15 protein-coding genes are annotated in these 17,517 nt (G+C 72.7%); 6 read left to right on the plus strand and 9 right to left on the minus strand.

All coding sequences use genetic code 11. The features are described from left to right. Positions 1–235 precede the first annotated feature (235 nt). Positions 236–3,097, plus strand: a complete 2,862-nt coding sequence (locus tag ACF1BN_RS00320; protein ID WP_392329336.1) for a glycoside hydrolase family 3 C-terminal domain-containing protein — start codon at positions 236–238, stop codon at positions 3,095–3,097. Positions 3,098–3,216: 119 nt separating this feature from the next. On the opposite strand, the gene ACF1BN_RS00325 is transcribed toward ACF1BN_RS00320, so the two are convergent. The 7 genes from ACF1BN_RS00325 to ACF1BN_RS00355 all read right to left on the minus strand — a co-directional run bounded on the left by ACF1BN_RS00325 (position 3,217) and on the right by ACF1BN_RS00355 (position 9,471). After that, positions 3,217–4,380: a Cmx/CmrA family chloramphenicol efflux MFS transporter gene (locus tag ACF1BN_RS00325; RefSeq protein ID WP_392329957.1), complete on the minus strand. Its 1,164-nt coding sequence runs from the start codon at positions 4,378–4,380 to the stop codon at positions 3,217–3,219. Positions 4,381–4,818: 438 nt separating this feature from the next. Beyond that, on the minus strand, positions 4,819–5,481 hold the full coding sequence (locus ACF1BN_RS00330) for a hypothetical protein (RefSeq protein ID WP_392329337.1): 663 nt from the start codon (positions 5,479–5,481) through the stop codon (positions 4,819–4,821). Continuing rightward, a complete protein-coding gene (locus ACF1BN_RS00335; protein WP_392329338.1) occupies positions 5,459–6,958 on the minus strand; it encodes a hypothetical protein in 1,500 nt (499 codons plus the stop codon). Before ACF1BN_RS00335 ends, ACF1BN_RS00330 begins: the two co-directional genes overlap by 23 nt. 19 nt (positions 6,959–6,977) lie before the next feature. After that, complete coding sequence (locus tag ACF1BN_RS00340; RefSeq protein ID WP_392329339.1) at positions 6,978–7,463, minus strand: hypothetical protein; 486 nt, start codon at positions 7,461–7,463, stop codon at positions 6,978–6,980. A gap of 582 nt (positions 7,464–8,045) precedes the next feature. Next, a complete protein-coding gene (locus tag ACF1BN_RS00345; protein ID WP_392329340.1) occupies positions 8,046–8,507 on the minus strand; it encodes a pyridoxamine 5'-phosphate oxidase family protein in 462 nt (153 codons plus the stop codon). Further along, the gene (locus ACF1BN_RS00350) at positions 8,504–8,695 is read right to left on the minus strand and encodes a DUF397 domain-containing protein (RefSeq protein WP_392329341.1); all 192 of its coding nucleotides are present in this window, start codon (positions 8,693–8,695) and stop codon (positions 8,504–8,506) included. The genes ACF1BN_RS00345 and ACF1BN_RS00350 overlap by 4 nt, the downstream gene beginning before the upstream one ends. Then, the gene (locus ACF1BN_RS00355) at positions 8,692–9,471 is read right to left on the minus strand and encodes a helix-turn-helix transcriptional regulator (protein ID WP_392329342.1); all 780 of its coding nucleotides are present in this window, start codon (positions 9,469–9,471) and stop codon (positions 8,692–8,694) included. Before ACF1BN_RS00355 ends, ACF1BN_RS00350 begins: the two co-directional genes overlap by 4 nt. A 154-nt stretch (positions 9,472–9,625) precedes the next feature. Here ACF1BN_RS00355 and ACF1BN_RS00360 point away from each other — a divergent pair, with 154 nt between their 5' ends. Then, positions 9,626–10,087 carry a hypothetical protein gene (locus tag ACF1BN_RS00360; protein ID WP_392329343.1) on the plus strand — a complete coding sequence of 154 codons (462 nt, stop codon included), beginning with the start codon at positions 9,626–9,628 and terminating at the stop codon, positions 10,085–10,087. A 116-nt stretch (positions 10,088–10,203) separates the two neighbouring features. Here the strand turns inward: ACF1BN_RS00360 and ACF1BN_RS00365 are convergent, their stop codons facing one another. Continuing rightward, positions 10,204–10,407 (minus strand): hypothetical protein, encoded by a 204-nt coding sequence (locus tag ACF1BN_RS00365; protein WP_392329344.1) that lies wholly within the window; start codon positions 10,405–10,407, stop codon positions 10,204–10,206. Between the two features lie 401 nt (positions 10,408–10,808). On the opposite strand from ACF1BN_RS00365, the gene ACF1BN_RS00370 reads away from it, so the two are divergent. Next, positions 10,809–11,180: a hypothetical protein gene (locus tag ACF1BN_RS00370; RefSeq protein ID WP_392329345.1), complete on the plus strand. Its 372-nt coding sequence runs from the start codon at positions 10,809–10,811 to the stop codon at positions 11,178–11,180. Between the two features lie 331 nt (positions 11,181–11,511). Here ACF1BN_RS00370 and yicI read toward each other — a convergent pair whose 3' ends face one another. Next, on the minus strand, positions 11,512–13,767 hold the full coding sequence (yicI, locus tag ACF1BN_RS00375; protein ID WP_392329346.1) for an alpha-xylosidase: 2,256 nt from the start codon (positions 13,765–13,767) through the stop codon (positions 11,512–11,514). 283 nt (positions 13,768–14,050) lie between these two features. Here yicI and ACF1BN_RS00380 point away from each other — a divergent pair, with 283 nt between their 5' ends. Genes ACF1BN_RS00380 through araD form a run of 3 tightly spaced genes read left to right on the plus strand, consistent with a single transcriptional unit; the run spans position 14,051 to position 17,402 of the window. Next, complete coding sequence (locus ACF1BN_RS00380; protein WP_392329347.1) at positions 14,051–14,734, plus strand: GntR family transcriptional regulator; 684 nt, start codon at positions 14,051–14,053, stop codon at positions 14,732–14,734. Positions 14,735–14,736: 2 nt separating this feature from the next. After that, a complete protein-coding gene (locus ACF1BN_RS00385) occupies positions 14,737–15,639 on the plus strand; it encodes a dihydrodipicolinate synthase family protein (protein WP_392329348.1) in 903 nt (300 codons plus the stop codon). After that, entirely contained in the window at positions 15,636–17,402 is a 1,767-nt protein-coding gene (gene araD, locus ACF1BN_RS00390) for an L-arabinonate dehydratase (protein WP_392329349.1), read from the plus strand. Before ACF1BN_RS00385 ends, araD begins: the two co-directional genes overlap by 4 nt. Positions 17,403–17,517 lie beyond the last annotated feature (115 nt).

Below are 17,517 nucleotides of genomic sequence, written 5' to 3' on the forward strand. Positions count from 1 at the left end.
GAGTCGAAGCGCTTCGATGTTGCTGTGAGGTTAAGTGACGCCCCCAGGTGCGGCAAGAGTCGTTCACCGGTTTCTCCCGACGCCTTCCGATGCGGCCGGCCGCCTTCAACTCCTTTGGCTGTGACACCGACTGACGCGGTCCGGCGCCTTGACAGCCACTGCGGAGCGGCTGAGCATCGAAGCGCTTCGAAACTTCCGGTCGCCGTCCGGCGACCGCCGTCCAAGGGACTCGTACGTGACCGCAGACCGGCCGCCCTTCCGTGACCCGGCCCTCCCCGTCGGCGACCGCGTCGCCGACCTCCTCGGCCGCCTCACCCCCGCCGAACGCCTCACGCTGCTCCACCAGTTCGCCCCCGCCGTCGAACGGCTGGGCCTCGGCGCCTTCCGGACCGGCCAGGAGGCGCTGCACGGCGTCGCCTGGATGGGCCCGGCGACCGTCTTCCCGCAGGCCGTCGGGCTCGGCGCGAGCTGGCACCCGGAGCTGGTGCGCCGGGTCGGCGAGGCCGTCTCCCGCGAGGCGCGGGCGATGCGCGCCGAGGACGAGCGGGTCGGTCTCAACGTGTGGGCGCCCACGGTGAACCTGCTGCGCCATCCGCTGTGGGGCCGGGGCGAGGAGGGGTACTCGGAGGACCCGGTGCTCACCTCCGCGATCGCGGTCGCCTTCACCCGCGGCCTGCGCGGCGACCACCCGGCGTACTGGCGCACGGCTCCGGTGCTCAAGCACTGGCTCGCGCACAACAACGAGACGGCCCGCGACACCTCCTCGGCCTCCGTCCGCCCGCGCGTGCTCCACGAGTACGACCTCCGGGCCTTCCGCGGCGCCGTCGAGGCGGGCGCGGTGGCCGGTGTCATGCCCGCGTACAACCTGGTCAACGGCCGCCCCAACCACCTCTCCCCGTACCTGGGTTCGGAGCTGCGTGGCTGGACGGAGCAGGAGCTGCTGGTCTGCTCCGACGCGGGCGCGCCCAGCAACCTCGCCGACTCGCAGGCCTACTTCGCCACGCACGAGGAGGCCGTCGCGGCGGCGCTCCGCGCGGGCGTCGACTCCTTCACCGACCACGGCACGGACAGCTCCGTGATCCTCGGCAGGCTCGAACGCGCCCTGGAGCAGGGCCGCATCGGCCAGGAGGACGTGGACCGGGCGGTGCGCCGGCAGCTGACCGTGCGGTTCCTGCTCGGCGAGTTCGACCCGGAGCTCGACCCGTACGCGCGGGAGACCGCCCACGACACGGAGGTCCACCGCGAGCTGGCCCGCGAGGCCGCGGAGGCGGCGCTCGTCCTGCTCCGCAACGAACCAGCAGGAGACCGACCCCTGTTGCCCCTGCGCGAGGGCGGCCGGATCGCGGTGGTCGGCCTGCTCGCCGACGCCGCCAAGCTCGACTGGTACAGCGGCTCGCCGCTGCGCCGCTCCACCCCGCTGGACGGGATCCGGGAGCGGTTCGGCGCGGACCGGGTGGACTTCGCCGAGGGCGTCGACCGGATCCTGTTGCGGACCGCCGAGGGGCGCGCCCTGCGGGTCCCCGACGCCAGGGGCGCGGAGTCCGCGCGCGGCGCGGAGATCGCCCTCGACCCGGCGCTGCTCGCCGGCCGCACCGACCTGCCGCCGCTCACCGTCGACGCCGAGGGCACGGTCCTCGACCTGATCGACTGGGGCGACGGGGTGCTCACCCTGCGCGCGCCCGGCGGGCGCTATCTGTCGGTCGCCGAGGACGGCCTGCTGCGCGCCTCGGCGGACGAGCCGGGCGGCTGGGTCGTCCAGGAGACCTTCCGCTTCGAGTCCCACGGCGGCGGGCATGGCGGGCTCCTCCTTCGGCACCTCGGGACGGGGGGCTACGTCTCTGTCGCCGCCGACGGCGTGAAGGTTGCCGCCGACCGCGAATCCGCCGTGATCCTCACCGTGGAGACGGTCGAGCGCGGCGAGGAGGCGGTGGCGAGGGCCACCGCAGGGGCCGGCACGGTGGTCGTGGTCGCCGGGAACGACCCGCACATCAACGGCCGCGAGACCGAGGACCGCACGGACCTGGCGCTCCCGCCGCATCAGGACCGCCTGTGGCGGGCCGCCCGGGCGGCGAACCCGCGCACGGTCCTCGTCCTCGTCTCCTCCTACCCGTACGCGGTGGGGGACGCGGCGGCCGAGCTGCCGGCGCTGCTGTGGACCGCGCACGGCGGACAGGCGGCGGGCACCGCGCTCGCCCGCGCCCTCGCCGGCGACGTGTCCCCCGCCGGGCGCCTGCCGCAGACCTGGTACGGCTCCGACGCCGACCTGCCGGACCTGTTCGACTACGACGTCATCGGCGGCCGGCAGACCTACCTCTACTCCGACCGGATCCCGCTCTTCCCCTTCGGCCACGGCCTGACGTACACGAGCTTCGGGTACGAGGCGCTGACGGCGACGGCGGAGGCGGAGGCCGTACGGATCTCCTGCACGGTCGCCAACACGGGGACGGTCGCCTCGGACGAGGTCGTCCAGGTGTACGCGCGCGTGGTCGCCCCGTCCGTGCCGCGCCCGCACCGCGCGCTCGTCGCCCACGAGCGCATCCACCTGGCACCGGGCGGGACCGTGACGCTCGCCTTCGCGGTGCCGCTGTCGCAGCTCGCGTACTGGGACGTGGCGCACGGGCGGTGGACGGTCGAGCCGGGCGCGTACGAGTTCCTGGCCGGCCCGTCCTCCGCCGACGTCCGCCGCGCCGTCCGCGTGGAGCTGGCGGGCGAGACGCCCGGCCCGCGCCCGGTCCTGGAGGCGGGGCTCGAAGCCGCCACTTACGACGAGCAGTCCGGCACCGTGATCGCCGACCGCTCACGGGAGGCCGGCGACGTGGTGACCCCGGCCGATCCGGACCTGCCGGGCACGCTCCTCTATCGGGCGTGCGACTTCGGCGACGGCGTCACGGAGCTGGCCGTGACGGCGGCGGGCGCGGGCGAGGTGAGGTTCTTCGCGGCGGACGGCACGGAGGCCGCCCGGGTCGCGGTGGGCCCCACGGACGGCCCGTACGCCCACACCACCGTGGGGGCGCCCTGCCTGCTCCGGGACGTGGCGGACCTGCGCGTCGAGCTGCGCGGGCCGGTGCGCCTCGCGCACGTCGGCTTCTCCGGCTGAGGGACCGGGGAAGCGGACGCCCCCTGGGGCCCGGCACCGAACCTTCCGGCGCCGGGCCCCGGGCCGGGGGGCCGGACGCTCCCTCCCGGTCCATGGCCCCGTGGGGACCCGCGACTTCATCAACAGGTGCGGGACGCAGGACCACCGGGACGACCATCGCTGACCGCCGCCAGTGCCAGGGCCGCGGCGACGAGCCCCGCGGCCAGCAGGAACGGCCCCGTCGGCCGGTCCAGGACGGTCGCGGCGAGCAACGGCCCCGCCACCGCGCCCACGTTGAGCGCGGCCGTGGCGTAGGCCCCGGCGAGCGCGGGCGCGCCGGCCGCCTGGTACAGGACGCGGGCGATCAGCGTGCCCCCGAGGGCGAACGCCAGGGCGCCCTGCACGAGGAGGAGCGCGAGAAGGGCTCCCGGGCGGTCCGCGAGCGCGGCGAGACCGACCCAGCCGGCGAGCAGCAGCGGCCCGCCGACGGCGAGGACGCGGGCGGCATGCCGGTCGGCCAGCCGTCCCGCCGCCGTGACCCCGGCGAAGGAACCCGCGCCGAACAGCACGAGGGCGACGGGGACCCACGCGGGCCCGAGCCCGGCCGGGCCGGTCACCACCGGGGCGAGGAAGGTGAAGGCGCCGAAGGTGGCGGCGTTCACCAGCGCGGCCAGGGCCAGGACCCGCAGCAGCCGGGGCGCCCGGAGCACCCCGAACTCGGCCCGCAGCGAGCGCCGTTCGGTCCGCCCGCCGGGCACCCCTCGCAGGATGCCGAGCGCGGCGGGCACGCAGAGCGCGGCGACCGCCCAGAACGCGGCCCGCCACCCGGCGAGGGCGCCGAGCAGCGCGCCCCCGGGCACTCCGACGACGGTCGCGACGGTCGTCCCGCCGAGCAGCACGGCGAGCGCCCGCGCCTTGCGGTCCGCCGGGACCATGGCGGTGGCGGTGGTCAGGGCGAGCGCGAGGAACCCCGCGTTCGCTAGGGCGGCGGCGACCCGGCTCAGGAGGAGGACGGTGAAGCTCTCGGTCACCGCGCCGACGACGTGCGCGGCGAGGAAGACGCCCACGAACACGAGCAGCCCGGCCCGGCCGGACCGCCCCCGGGCGAGCACGGCCATGAGCGGCGCGCCGATCACCATGCCGAGGGCGAAAGCCGAGGTCAGCGCGCCGGCGGCGCCGACGCCGACCCCGAGGTCACGGGCGAGGTCCGGCAGCAGCCCGGCGAGCATGAACTCCGAGGTGCCCATGGCGAAGACGGCCAGGGCGAGCAGGTACAGCGGAAGCGGAAGGGCCCGGCCGGGGATGGGCGGGGCCTGGGAATACGACTGGGGCACAGGTGGCTCCGGGGTGAGGCGAGAACGGTGGACGTCGTCTCGTCACCGCCGCCGCCTCCAGGGTGCCCGGCCCGTCCGTACGCCGCCGGGGCACGCGCGACCGGCCGCGCGCTCGCGCGGCGGGTCGGTGCTGTCACCGGCTCGGGGGCTCAGGCGCAGGGGCTGACGGCGCGTGACCGAAAGCCCCCGACTCTGGATGCCTCGGGGCTCGCCATACACGGCAGGCTACTGGAGGGCCGCTGGCCGCGTCTCGCCGGCCGGGCGGAGGACCGGCTGACGCTGCCGCACGGGGACGACGGGGTGCCCCCATCGCCCTGCCCGGGGCGCGCGCGCCGTGCCCGTGCTCCTGGTGATGACAGCGGTACAGGGCAGGGGTTCCGCCGACCTTTCTGCGATGGCGCAACGGGATCACGGAGCGCTGCTCGCGGGTGGAGGCGTGAGGGACGGTTCGATGGTCGACCGGACGTAGATCCGCGTGGTGCCGGGTGTGAACTCGTGGGCGAAGAGGTCGACGCAGCGCTGGAGGTATCGGCCCTCCGGGGACGCCAGGTCGTCCGGGCACAGGCTGGCCTTCCGGAGGCCCTGGACGAACGTCTCGGGTTCGGGCAGTCCGAGGTGACCGAAGGCGGCGGCGGGCCGGTAGCCCTTCTGCTCGGGGTGCAAGTTCCCGATCATCTCGGTGCCGCTTCGGATGAGTCTGCCTGTGTACCGTTCCGCGTCCTCGCTCGGCAGGACGAAGGCGAGCAGGCCTGTGTCGTGACGCAGGCCGGTCTTGTAGCCCGACCGCCGGTCCGAGGCTCCTTCCGGAATGCGGATACCGAGCTGGTCGCTCATCCAGGCGGGCGTGGCCCCTTCTTCCCAGCAACACGTCATTTCCTGGTCCGTCAGGTCCGACGACACGTCATCGGCGACCCAGGACACCACACCGATCGCGGTGGCGACGCAACCAAGGAGAACCGCAACGACGACGACTGCGACCGGCACGCGACGGCGGCGCACGGGCCGGGTGTCGGCAGCGGTCCGGGGGGAGGTATCCATTCGTGATCCTCTATCGCGCTTCCTGCTGCTCACGACCCGGATCCGTCCGGTCGCCCTCGCGGCCCGGCTGGTCCGGCTGTGGCAGAGATCCCTGGTTCGGGGCGGGTCCGCCCAGATCGTAGTGTTTGACGGAGCTGCTGCCCGCCATGTCGAACTCCTGGGCGATGCCCGTGGTGTGGAGGCGGGCCATCTGACCGTCTGGAATACTCATTTCGCTGCCCCACGGGAGCTCGATGGTCACGCCTTTGCTCTCGTCCCAGTTGTAGCGGTCCCAGGCGTTGGCCTGGTAGTCGAGACCGACCTTGGGCTGCCCGTTCTCGTCCGGTACGACGGTGACCACCCCGGTCACGTTCGACCGGGTGGACCCGACTGCGTAGAACCAGTTGTTGTCGACGTCCTGTGTGAAGGAGAAGTCCCGGTTTCCGGTCTCCACCGGCATCGAGACGGGTTGTCCGCCATTGCGCCGGAACTCCGCGAGAGCGTCGTCGCGCCAAGCCGCCTGATGCTCCCTGATGCCGTCCTCGATGTGCGCGTTGAAGCCGGGCACGTCCGACATCATTTTGTCGACGGGCAGTTCCATGTCCGTCCCGCTGTTCCCGAGGTAGTGCGCCATGTGCCGCGCGGCGTCGTTGTCGCCCTTCCAGTCGGCGGCCTCGGCGATCAGGTTCATCTTCTCCCGGGTCCTGCGCTCCTCGGCTCCCGGAGTTTCGACACCGTGGGGCCCGGAGCCCCGGTCGGGGGCGGCCTTCTTGATGGTCGGAGCGAGCAGTCCCGCCGCGAGAAGGCCGTCCCTGTGCCCGGTCCACAACTCCGCACGAGCCTGCGGGCTCAGCGATGTCCACAGCCGTCGCAGCTCGGCCCGCTGCGCCGTGTTCGCATCGCCCCCGAGGGAGGCGAGTTTGGTGGCGCGGGGGAGTTGGTCCTCGTCGAGCGACGTGTACGTTGCGTGCCCCGCGTTGTGCGGGTCACCGCCGTGGCTTCGCTTCAGCGCCCGGGTCACGGCGGCGTCGATCTCGGCCGCGTGCGCCACCAGGCCCGTGAGGGTATCGGCGTACCACTGCATCAGATCCTTGGTCCGCTGAGACGTGCCCTCCACACCGCAGAAGGCCTCGATGACCTTCACTGTCCCGTTGGGACCATCCGACACCAACAGCCCCGGATCAGGGCCCGCCGACCGGTCAGGATCACCCTTGCGGGCTTCCGCGGAAAGCTCGCGAGCACGCTTCTGCAGGTGCTTCAGCTCGGTGTGCCCGTCCCGGAGAACGGACGCGATGCTCTGCGCCTCCATCTGGAGATCCGCGACCTCCTTGACCGACTTGCGGACGAACTCCTTGGTGACGGTCGCATTCAGCCCAGCCCAATCGGCCCCGTCGGACAACTGCAGAAGACCGCTGTAGACCTCGGTTATCAACCTTTTTAGACCGGCCGCCGTCGAGGACCAGTCCTCGGCTGCCGAGCTCAGCTTGTCCAGGTCGGCTTCAACCAGATCCGTGTACGAGAACGCCCCCATGCTGTCCCGCTCCCCCTGATCACTTCACGTACTTCTGCAACTCCGACACCGGCACCGCGGAGCCGTCCCGCCCTCTGAGCGTGGCGGCGATCTCCACGTCGTCGTTGGCGTGTGACTTCTTCGAGTAGTCCAGGTGGTTGGAGATATGCGCGAACATCTGCAGAACTGTCTTCACCTGCGAAGTCCAGACTTCGAGCGTGGTGTACAGCTCGCCACCCGCGCTGAAGTTGTGGCCCTGCAACTCCGCCGCAGCCCGCGCAGTGGTCCCCGCGCCGGCCTTGTCGGCACCGGCACCCGCCACGTCAGCACGCTTCCGCAGCTCGCCGTGGATCCGGAAGGCCTCGTTACCGACCGCGCCCAGCTCGTCCCGGTGCACAACGAGGTCGGAATCGGTACCGGATGCCGGAACACCGGGCTGGGCCCCAGCCGTGTTGAGGCCCAGCCGCGCCGACTGCCTGTCTCGCGCGTCGGACTTGAGTGCCGCCCACTCGTCGTCGAACGTCATGGTCCCCCGCCCCTGATCGAAACCAACAGTTCACCCTAGCAACGGGGTTGGAGTCGCGCTCCGGGACCAAGGCCTGATGTGTCCAGGCTCCTCGCGGCAGGGTGGCCGGTGCCACTGCCGTGGGAGATGATCGCCCGCCCTCTGCCCGCCCCTCTGTGCCGCACGGTCGGCGCGGTGATCTCCGGCCGCCTCAAGGCCGCCGCTGCGATGCCGGTCCCCGGCTCGGCAGCCGGCACGCCCGCGGTGCCCCATCAGCCTCCCGGACCGGACCAGCCCGGACCGCACCGCACCGCACCGCACCGCACCGCACCGCACCGGGGGGTACGCCGCTGGGAGGACGGGCCGATGCCCACCCCGCCCGCGTGGGCCGACCTGTGGTGACGGGCTCGGCCCTCGCGCTCTCCTCCTGATGGGATGTTGATCTCCGCACATGCATAGCGGAGATCAGCTTCGGCTTGAGCTCTTCTCACGATGGGGCCATGGCTACGTTCGGGGTGTGCCGGTCCGTCTGGGAGGCAGGCTCCAGCGGCCCGGTCGCCTGCCCGCACCGGGTTCACGGCCCGTCCCGCTCCCCCGTCGGCGCTACTTCCTGGCCCACTCGCCGCCGGTCATCAGCTGCCGTCCCGGCAGCTCGGGCTCCTCGTGCCACGCCTGGAGCTCCGTCGGCCGGACCCGGAACCAGCGGTAGGCCGGACCGGCCCGGCGGGCGTTCCACCCGGTCTTGGCGTGGAAGCCGTCGGCGGCCTCGGCCGGGACCTCGTCGTGGGTGTACGTCGTGACCTCGCCGTCGAGGAGGACGACGTCCCGGGTGTCCCCGAGGGCGAGGCGGCTACGGGGGTTGGCCGCGAGGTTGCGCCCGGTGGGGTTGGACAGCCGCGTGACGAGCCAGACGTCGGCGCCGTCCCAGAAGAAGGAGAGCGGCACGAGGTAGGGCATGCCGTCGGGGCCGGCGGAGGCGACCCAGAGGTCCGTCTCGCGCGCGAGTCGGTCTCGTACGTCCGTGATGCGCTGGGCGCTGTCGCGGGGCGGCTTGGCGTCTGTCACTGCTTGACGGATTCGACAAAGGTCGCGAAGGCGGTGGCGGAGACGGCGAGGACCGGGCCCGCGGAGAGCTTCGAGTCTCGGACCGGGACAAGGCCGAGAGCGGGGATCAGGTTGCGGGCGACCTCCACACACTGGCCTCCGTCGGCGCTGTAGGAGGACTTGAACCAGAGGGGGAACTCGGTCGTCACAGCATGCCCTTTCGCGCTTCCTGGATCATGGCCACGGTGTCTGCCTGAGAGAGCGACTCCACCGCAAGCTGATGGTAGCCCGTGAGCATGGACGTCACCGTTCCGCTCTCCCGCTCCAAGTGGCCCTGGGACTGCGACTCCGCATAGAGCAGAACAGAGCGGTCCGGCAGGGTCGCCAGGGTCACCGGCCGGTTGAACGACCTTCTCTCGCCCATGGCGAAGGGCGCCACCTGGAGCACCACGAACGGGCGCGCCGCCAACTCCACGAGGCGGTCCAGCTGCGCGGCCATGACTCCAGAACCGCCCACCAGCTGACGGATGCAACTCTCGTCCATCACGACGAAGAGCATCGGCGGTTGATCTCGTTCCAAGATCTGCTGGCGCTCGGCCAGGACTTTCACGCGCTCCGCGGCCGGCTTCGCGGCGGTTGCTCCGCGCGCGACCGATCCGGCCGCCACCGCCTGAGCGTACTCGGGCGTTTGAAGAAGTCCTGGAATGATCCCGATCTCGAACAAGCGGATCTCTACGGCCTTGCGCTCCTGATGGACGTACTCCGGGAAGCCCTCCAGAAGCACCCCGTGACGCAACTGCTGACATTCACGATCGAACGACTGATCCGTGCCCGTCAGCCCGAACGCTTCGTCGAGCGCTCCCGAGAATCTGAGAGTTGAGGATCGGTTGCCAGTTTCTACAGCGGAGATGTGCTTGCTGGAGTACCTGGTCCGCTCGGCCAGAACCTCCTGTGTCCAGCCTCGCTCCTCGCGCAACCTGCGCATTCGCGCTCCGTAAGCGGCCAAGGGCCCGTTGTCCGGCTCCAGCTTTTTGCGATTGACCACAACTCTCCCTCCGGGATTCGCGCGTTGAAGGTCTCTCGACTGTAGGTCACGCTGATGGCTCCCGGTAGTGAATCCGCTACAGAGAGGAACCCTCATGCCCGAAAGCGACCACCCCACCCCCGTCCCCGACCTGGGGACGTACATGGCGGCAGACACACCCGAGGGCCGGCCCCGCCTCGGGAAGGTGACCGCCTGGGACGGCGAGCTGGTCCATCTGCAACAGCCCGGCGGCGGCACCGCCTGGACCGCCCCGCCGGCGGAGCTGCGCCGACCGACGCACGAGGAGCGGTCGCTGATCCGCGTCCTCACGACGCCCGTCCCGGGGGCGGCGCGGGGGGCCCGGCAGACGTACCCGGAACCTCCCGTGGTGCTGCCCGACCGCCCCACCCCGCCGGCCGTACCCACGCCGGGCTGCGCGACGTGCGAGCTCGTGGCCGTCTGGGAGCGCAGCTCCCTCCTCCGGCACGACTACTCCAAGGCGGCGGACTTCCGTGTCGAGATGCGCAACCACCCGCACACCGAACCGAAGTTGACGCTCCCCGGCGAACGACCGTGACCACGGACGCCCGCCCGGCCTGGGCCGGCGTCTCGAAGCCGGCGTCCTCGCGGTACCTCACGACGCGGGTCTCCGCCTCGGCGTCACCGATCTGATGGCCGAACCGGTCTCCTCCCTCAGGGTGAGAGCACCGCGCCGACACGCTCGCCCTCCCGGAGCCGTGCCGCCGCGTAGGCGCCCGGGGTGGCGGGCTCGACCCGTTCGCATGCCGGAGACCCGGGCGCCCTCGCTCCCCCGGCGACGCGCTCCTCCCGCCACTCCCCCGGCCCCAGGCAGTGGTCACGGCGCAGAGCGGTCAGCCGCTCCCCCGTGTCCGTCATCGGTCGAGGGACACCCTGCGGCCAGGGCCACCGCCCGCAGGGCGACGATCACCACTCCACGCCTCCGCCTCACGGCGGACCCCATCGACGAGTCCTGGGCTCCTGAGGGACCCCGCGAGCCCTGCCGCAGGGCACTCCGCGAGTGGATCCCGGCGCCTGCGGCGTCCGTCGCGGTCGCGGACGTCGAGGTCACCGGAGGGGTGACAGGTGCTCGCGCCACCCCACGGCGGTCGGCCACCGCTGCGGCGCGGCGGCGGGGACTCTCCGGGCCGACGCCGGTGCGCCCTCCCTGTCGGCTCCGTTCTTCCTGCCGGCGGCGGGTCGCGAGGATTGTCAGGGCACCCCTGACGACCTACCGTGTCAGGAGAACCCTGACAGCCCGGCCGACGGAAAGGAACGCCATGGACAGCGCCGCTCGACCCCCCGGCCCCGCGCTCTGCACCTTCTGCGGGAAGCCCGCCCCCGAGGCGGCCGAACCGGGCGGGGAGCCGGGTCTCCGCGTCTGCGACCAGTGCGCGGCCCTGGCGCGGCGGATCGTCGACGAGACGCTGGGGGCGCCCGACGGGGAGCGCGCGCGGATCTGGGCCGCCATGACGGACGAGGACCTCTTGGGCCACCTCCCGCGCGTCGCCCACCACATCGACCGGGCCGAGGCGGACCTGCGGCTGTGGGTGCGGGAGCTCAGGCGGCGCGGGGTGACCTGGAGCCGCATCGGCCAGACGCTCGGCATCACCCGTCAGTCGGCGTGGGAGCGGTTCTCGGGCGAGGAGTGACCCCTCCTGTCGGAGGCGGCCGGCCGCGTCGGCGTAGGCACTTCGAGGTGCGAGGACCCCGTGGACGGAGGGGATCGGCCGCGTCGGCGTAGGCACTTCCAGGCGCGAGAACCCGTTGTCGGGGGCGCGAGGACCCCTTTGACGTAGGCGGCCGGCATGGTCGGCACATGGCCCGCCGACCAGGAGAGCGGGGTCCCCGTCGAGGACCGGGACCCCGACCGGGGCGTCGCCCCCGCGTCACAGCATCCCACCGGGATCCGGAGCTCGCGGAACGACCACCTCCTGATCCACGCCTGCCCGAGCGAGCTGTGGCCTCCGCACCACCACGCTCTCATCCAGTGCGGCGGTCCCCCACTCCGCCGGGGCCCAGCGTCTCCACCGTGAAGGGCCGGCGTGTCCCCGTGGCGTCGGCCGTGGGGCCCGTCCCTCCGTGGGTGACGCGGTACTCGGCCGCCGGGTCGCCCCGGTGGTCCGGCACCGTGACGGTGGTCGTCGTGCCCGGCGCGCCGCCGGGGGCGACGAGGAGGGTCAGGCCGTCGAGCCAGGGGCCGTCGGGGCGGTCGGAGGGGGCGGCGAGGGGGAGGACGGCGCCGGGGCGGACGTAGAGGGGGAGGCTGTCGAGAGGGTGGGTCTCGCGGCGCCAGCGGGGGCCCGTGACCTCCTCGCCGGTGAGGAGGTGGGTCCAGGTGCCTTCGGGGACGTACACCTCGACCTCGCCGCCGGGGTCCATGACGGGGGCGACGAGCAGGTCGGGGCCGAGCATGTACTGGCGGTCCAGGGTGCGGCAGGCGGGGTCGCCGGGGAATTCCAGGACCATGGGGCGCATGACGGGGACGCCGGTCGCGCGGGCCTCGACGGCGGTCGCGTACAGGTAGGGCATGAGGCGGTGCTTGAGGTGGGTGAAGCGGCGGGCGACGGCCACCGCCTCCTCGCCGAACTCCCACGGCACCCGGTAGGAGTCGCTGCCGTGGAGGCGGCTGTGGGAGGAGAGCAGGCCGAAGGCGAGCCAGCGGGTGAAGACCTCCGGTTCGGGGGTGCCCTCGAAGCCGCCGATGTCGTGGCTCCAGAAGCCGAAGCCGCTCAGGGAGAGGGAGAGTCCGCCGCGCAGCGACTCGGCCATGGCCTCGAAGGAGGCCCAGCAGTCGCCGCCCCAGTGGACGGGGTACTGCTGTCCGCCGGCGGTGGCGGAGCGGGCGAAGAGGACGGCCTCGCCGGGGCCGCGCTCCTTCTCCAGGAGTTCGAAGACGGTGCGGTTGTAGAGGTGGGTGTAGTAGTTGTGCATCCGCTCGGGGTCCGAGCCGTCGTGCCAGACGACGTCGGTGGGGATCCGCTCGCCGAAGTCGGTCTTGAAGCAGTCGACGCCCTGGGCGAGGAGGGGGCGCAGCTTCTCCTGGAACCAGGCGCGGGCGTCGGGGTTCGTGAAGTCGACGAGGGCCATGCCGGGCTGCCAGAGGTCCCACTGCCAGAGGTCGCCGTTCGGCCTGCGCACGAGATACCCGGCGTGCGCGGCCTCGTCGAAGAGGGCGGACTTCTGGGCGATGTAGGGGTTGATCCAGAGGCCGACGCGCAGGCCCCGGGCCTTGAGGCGGGCGAGCATGCCGTCCGGGTCGGGGAAGGTCTCCGGGTCCCAGGCGAGGTCGGACCACTGGTACTCGCGCATCCAGAAGCAGTCGAAGTGGAAGACGGAGAGCGGGATGCCTCGGGCGGCCATGCCGTCCACGAAGGAGGTGACGGTGGCCTCGTCGTAGGGGGTGGTGAAGGAGGTGGTGAGCCAGAGGCCGAAGGACCACGGCGGAGGGAGGGCGGGGCGGCCGGTGAGGGCGGTGTAGCGGCGCAGGACGTCCTTGGGGGTGGGGCCGGCGACGACGTAGTACTCCAGGGTCTGGTCCTCGACGCTGAACTGGACCTGGCCGACGGCCTCGGAGCCGATCTCGAAGGAGACCCGGCCGGGGTGGTTCACGAAGACGCCGTAGCCGCGTGAGGAGAGGTAGAAGGGGACGTTCTTGTAGGCCTGTTCGCTGCTGGTGCCGCCGTCGGCCTGCCAGACGTCGACGGTCTGGCCGTTCTTGACGAAGGGTGTGAAGCGTTCGCCGAGGCCGTAGATCTGCTCGCCGACGCCGAGGGCGAGCTGGACCGCCATGTGGTGGGCGCCGTCGGGGGTGGTGACGAAGGCGGTGCCCTTGCGGCCCGAGGTGGTGAGGGGGCGGCCGGAGGCGTCCAGGAAGTCCAGGGCCCAGGGGCGGGCCCGGTCGAGGCGGAGGCGGAGCGGGCCGGAGGCGAGCTCGACGGCGGTGCCGTCGTCATGGACGGTCCCGGCCTCGGGGTCGGGGGCGGCGAGGGCGAAGTCGGGGCCGCGCCGGGCCTTGCCGGCGTGATGGGTGACGCGGACGCCGATCACGCCCTCGGCGGGCGCGTGGCACTCCACCGTGAGGAGCGCCGAGTTCAGGGTGTCGCCGCGGGTGCGGACCCGCTTGACGGAGGCGTGCGCGGTGAGGCGGCCGGGGGTGACGCGCAGGTCGCGGAGTTCGGTGGCGTACGAGGCGTGCACGCCCTCGCGCATCAGCCAGAAGCCGTCGGTGAACTTCATGCGGGTCCTCGGGGTGGGGTGGGGAGGGGCTGCGCCGGGTGGGAGGGACACACCGGCCCCCAATAGTTATCCCAGAAAACAAAACCAGGGAACAGCCTCGGGGCGATCACTCCGGGGCGCCCGCGGACCTCCGTCCCGACCGCCGTCCGGGCATCGGATAGAAAACACTTTCTCCCAACCCTGCGCGAAGCATTGACGAAACATCGGCGCCGCCTTAACTTCATGCCCGTTGCACTTCGTACGTCATATATGAGACGCCATACACGAGATCTGAGAGTGCTCCATGGCCTTCGCCCCCAGCCCCATCCCCTCCCGGACCCAGTACGTCCTGGAGGCGATCAAGCACGACATCCTCACCGGGGGGCTCAGACCCGGCCAGGCGCTCGTGGAGGCCGAACTCGCCGCGCGCTTCGGGGTGTCCAAGACCCCGGTGCGCGAGGCGCTGAAGACCCTCGCGGGCAGCGGACTCGTCGTCATGAGCCAGTACAAGGGCGTCACCGTGCGGATGGTGGACGCGGACATGGCCAGGGCCGTGTACGACGTCCGGCTGCTCCTGGAGCCGGAGGCGGTCCGCCGCGCGGTCGCCTCGGGCGCCCCGCTCGACGCCGCCCACGAGGCACTCGCCCGGGCCGCCGGAGCCGAGGACCCGGCCGAACGCTCCCTGGCCAACCGGGCGTTCCACCGCGCGCTCTACCTCCCCTGCGGCAACCCGCTGCTCGGGCGGATGCTCGACGAAGTGCGCGACCAGGCAGCACTCGTCTCCACCGTCGCCTGGGCCGCCGTCCCCTCCTGGGAGCGCGAGGCGGCCGAGCACGAGGAGATCCTGCGGCTCGCCGCCGCGGGCGACGCCGACGGGGCCCGCCGGGCGGTGCACGCCCACATCGCCTCGTTCGTGGAGCGCGCCTTCCCCTCGAACCCCCTGGAGTCCGCCGTGCACCCGGGCTCCTCCCTCCTGGACAGCGAGTGAGAATGAACTTCGAGACCCTTCGGGCCGCCCTCGCCGACGTCGTGGCCATCCCGGTCACGCCGTTCGCCGAGGACGGCCGGGTGGACTCCGCCGCCCACCGGGCGCTGCTGCGCCGCCTGCTCGACGGCGGGGTGCGCACCCTCACCCCGAACGGCAACACGGGCGAGTTCTACGCCCTCACCCCCGACGAGCGCCGCTCGATCACCGAGGCGACCGTCGCCGAGGCGGCCGGCCGCGCCGCGATCCTGGTCGGCGTCGGACACGACGTGCCGACGGCCGTCGACGCCGCCCGGCACGCCCGGGACACCGGGGCGCACATGGTGATGGTCCACCAGCCGGTGCACCCGTACGTCTCCGAGAGCGGCTGGGTCGACTACCACCGGGCGATCGCCGAGGCGGTGCCGGAGCTGGGCGTCGTCCCCTACATCCGCAACCCGCTGCTCGGCGGGGCGCGCCTCGCCGAACTGGGCGCCGCCTGCCCGAACGTGGTCGGCGTCAAGTACGCGGTGCCGGACGCGGCCCGGTTCGCCGGCTTCGCCCGGGACGCGGGCCTGGACCGCTTCGTGTGGGTGGCCGGTCTCGCGGAGCCGTACGCGCCCTCGTACTTCTCCGCGGGCGCCACCGGCTTCACCTCCGGCCTGGTCAACGTCTCCCCCGCGCTCTCCCTGGAGATGCTGGAGGCGCTGCGGACCGGGGACTACGGCACGGCGATGAAGGTGTGGGAGCGGATCCGCCGCTTCGAGGAGCTGCGCGCCGCCAACGGCAGCGCGGACAACGTCACGGTGGTCAAGGAGGCGCTGGCCTCGCTCGGCCTGTGCCGCCGGGACATCCGGCCGCCGAGCCGGGAGCTCCCGGAGGACGAGCGGGCCGAGGTCGCGGCGATCGTGGGCGGGTGGCCGATATGACGGGCCCTCAGGAGCGACGCGACGAGCCGTCGCGGGAGCGGCCGGTGAAGGCGCCTCACGAGCTGCGCAGTCACCAGTGGTACGGGACCGACGGGCTGCGCTCGTTCAGCCACCGGGCCCGGACCCGGCAGCTCGGCTACCTGCCCGAGGAGCACCTCGGCAAGCCCGTGATCGCGATCCTCAACACCTGGTCGGACATCAACCCCTGCCACGTCCACCTGCGCGACCGCGCCCAGGCCGTGAAGCGCGGAGTGTGGCAGGCCGGCGGCTTCCCGCTCGAATTCCCGGTGTCCACGCTGTCGGAGACCTTCCAGAAGCCGACGCCGATGCTCTACCGCAACCTCCTCGCCATGGAGACGGAGGAGCTGCTGCGCTCCTACCCGGTGGACGGGGCGGTGCTGATGGGCGGCTGCGACAAGACCACGCCCGCGCTGCTGATGGGCGCGGCCTCGGTGGACCTGCCGACGGTCTTCGTGCCGGCCGGTCCGATGCTGCCGGGGCACTGGCGGGGGGAGACCCTCGGCTCCGGCACGGACATGTGGAAGTACTGGGACGAGCGGCGGGCCGGCACCATCGGCGACTGCGAGCTGGCCGAGCTGGAGAACGGGCTCGCCCGCTCCCCCGGCCACTGCATGACGATGGGGACGGCGTCGACGCTGACGGCGGCGGCGGAGACCCTGGGCGTGACCGTGCCCGGCGCCTCCTCGGTGCCGGCGGTGGACTCGGGGCACGACCGGATGGCCGCCGCCTCGGGCCTGCGGATCGTGGAGCTGGTCCGCCAGGACCTCAGGCTCTCGCGACTGCTGACCCGGGAGGCGTACGAGGACGCGGTCGCCGCCGTCCTGGCGCTCGGCGGCTCGACCAACGCGGTGATCCACCTGATCGCGATGGCCGGCCGGTCGGGCGTGAAGCTGACGCTCGACGACTTCGACCGGATCGCCCGGACGGTGCCGGTCCTCGCGAACCTGCGGCCCGGCGGGGCGTACCTCATGGAGGACTTCCACTTCGCCGGCGGGCTGCCCGGCTTCCTGTCGCGGATCGCGGACGTGCTCCACCTGGACCGGCCGACGGTCTCCCACACCACCCTGCGCGAACAGCTCGACGGCGCCCTCGTCCACAACGACGAGGTGATCAGGGAGCGGCACCGGCCGCTGGCGGCCGAGGGCGGACTCGCGGTGCTGCGGGGCAACCTCTGCCCGGACGGCGCGGTCGTCAAGCACGTCGCCATGGAGCAGCGGTTCCTCAAGCACACCGGTCCCGCCGTGGTCTTCGACGACTACCGGACGATGCAGCGGACGATCGACGACCCCGCCCTCGGCATCACCCCCGACCACGTGCTCGTGCTGCGCGGCGCGGGTCCGAAGGGCGGCCCGGGAATGCCGGAGTACGGGATGCTGCCGATCCCCAAGTACCTCCTGGAGCAGGGCGTGCGGGACATGGTCCGGATCTCGGACGCCCGGATGAGCGGGACGAGCTACGGGGCGTGCGTGCTGCACGTGGCGCCGGAATCCCATGTCGGCGGGCCCCTCGCCCTGGTCCGTACGGGCGACACGATCACCCTCGACGTCGCGGCCCGCTCCCTCCATCTGCACGTCACGGACGAGGAGCTGGAGCGGCGGGGGGCCGCCTGGACCCCGCCGCCGGCCCGGTACGAGCGCGGCTACGGCGCGCTCTACATGGAGCAGATCTCCCAGGCCGACACCGGCTGCGACTTCGAGTTCCTGGCCAGGCCGGGGACGACCCCCGATCCGTACGCGGGCTGAGTCCCGCCCGGGCCGCCCACCACCCCACCCCGATCCGTACGCGGGGGCGCGCCCACCCCCACCCCCGCACCGCTGCGGGCCGCATCGGCCCCCGCCACCCCACCGGACTCCCCGT

Source organism: Streptomyces sp. NPDC014861 (assembly GCF_043081625.1).
Classification (GTDB): Bacteria; Actinomycetota; Actinomycetes; order Streptomycetales; family Streptomycetaceae; genus Streptomyces.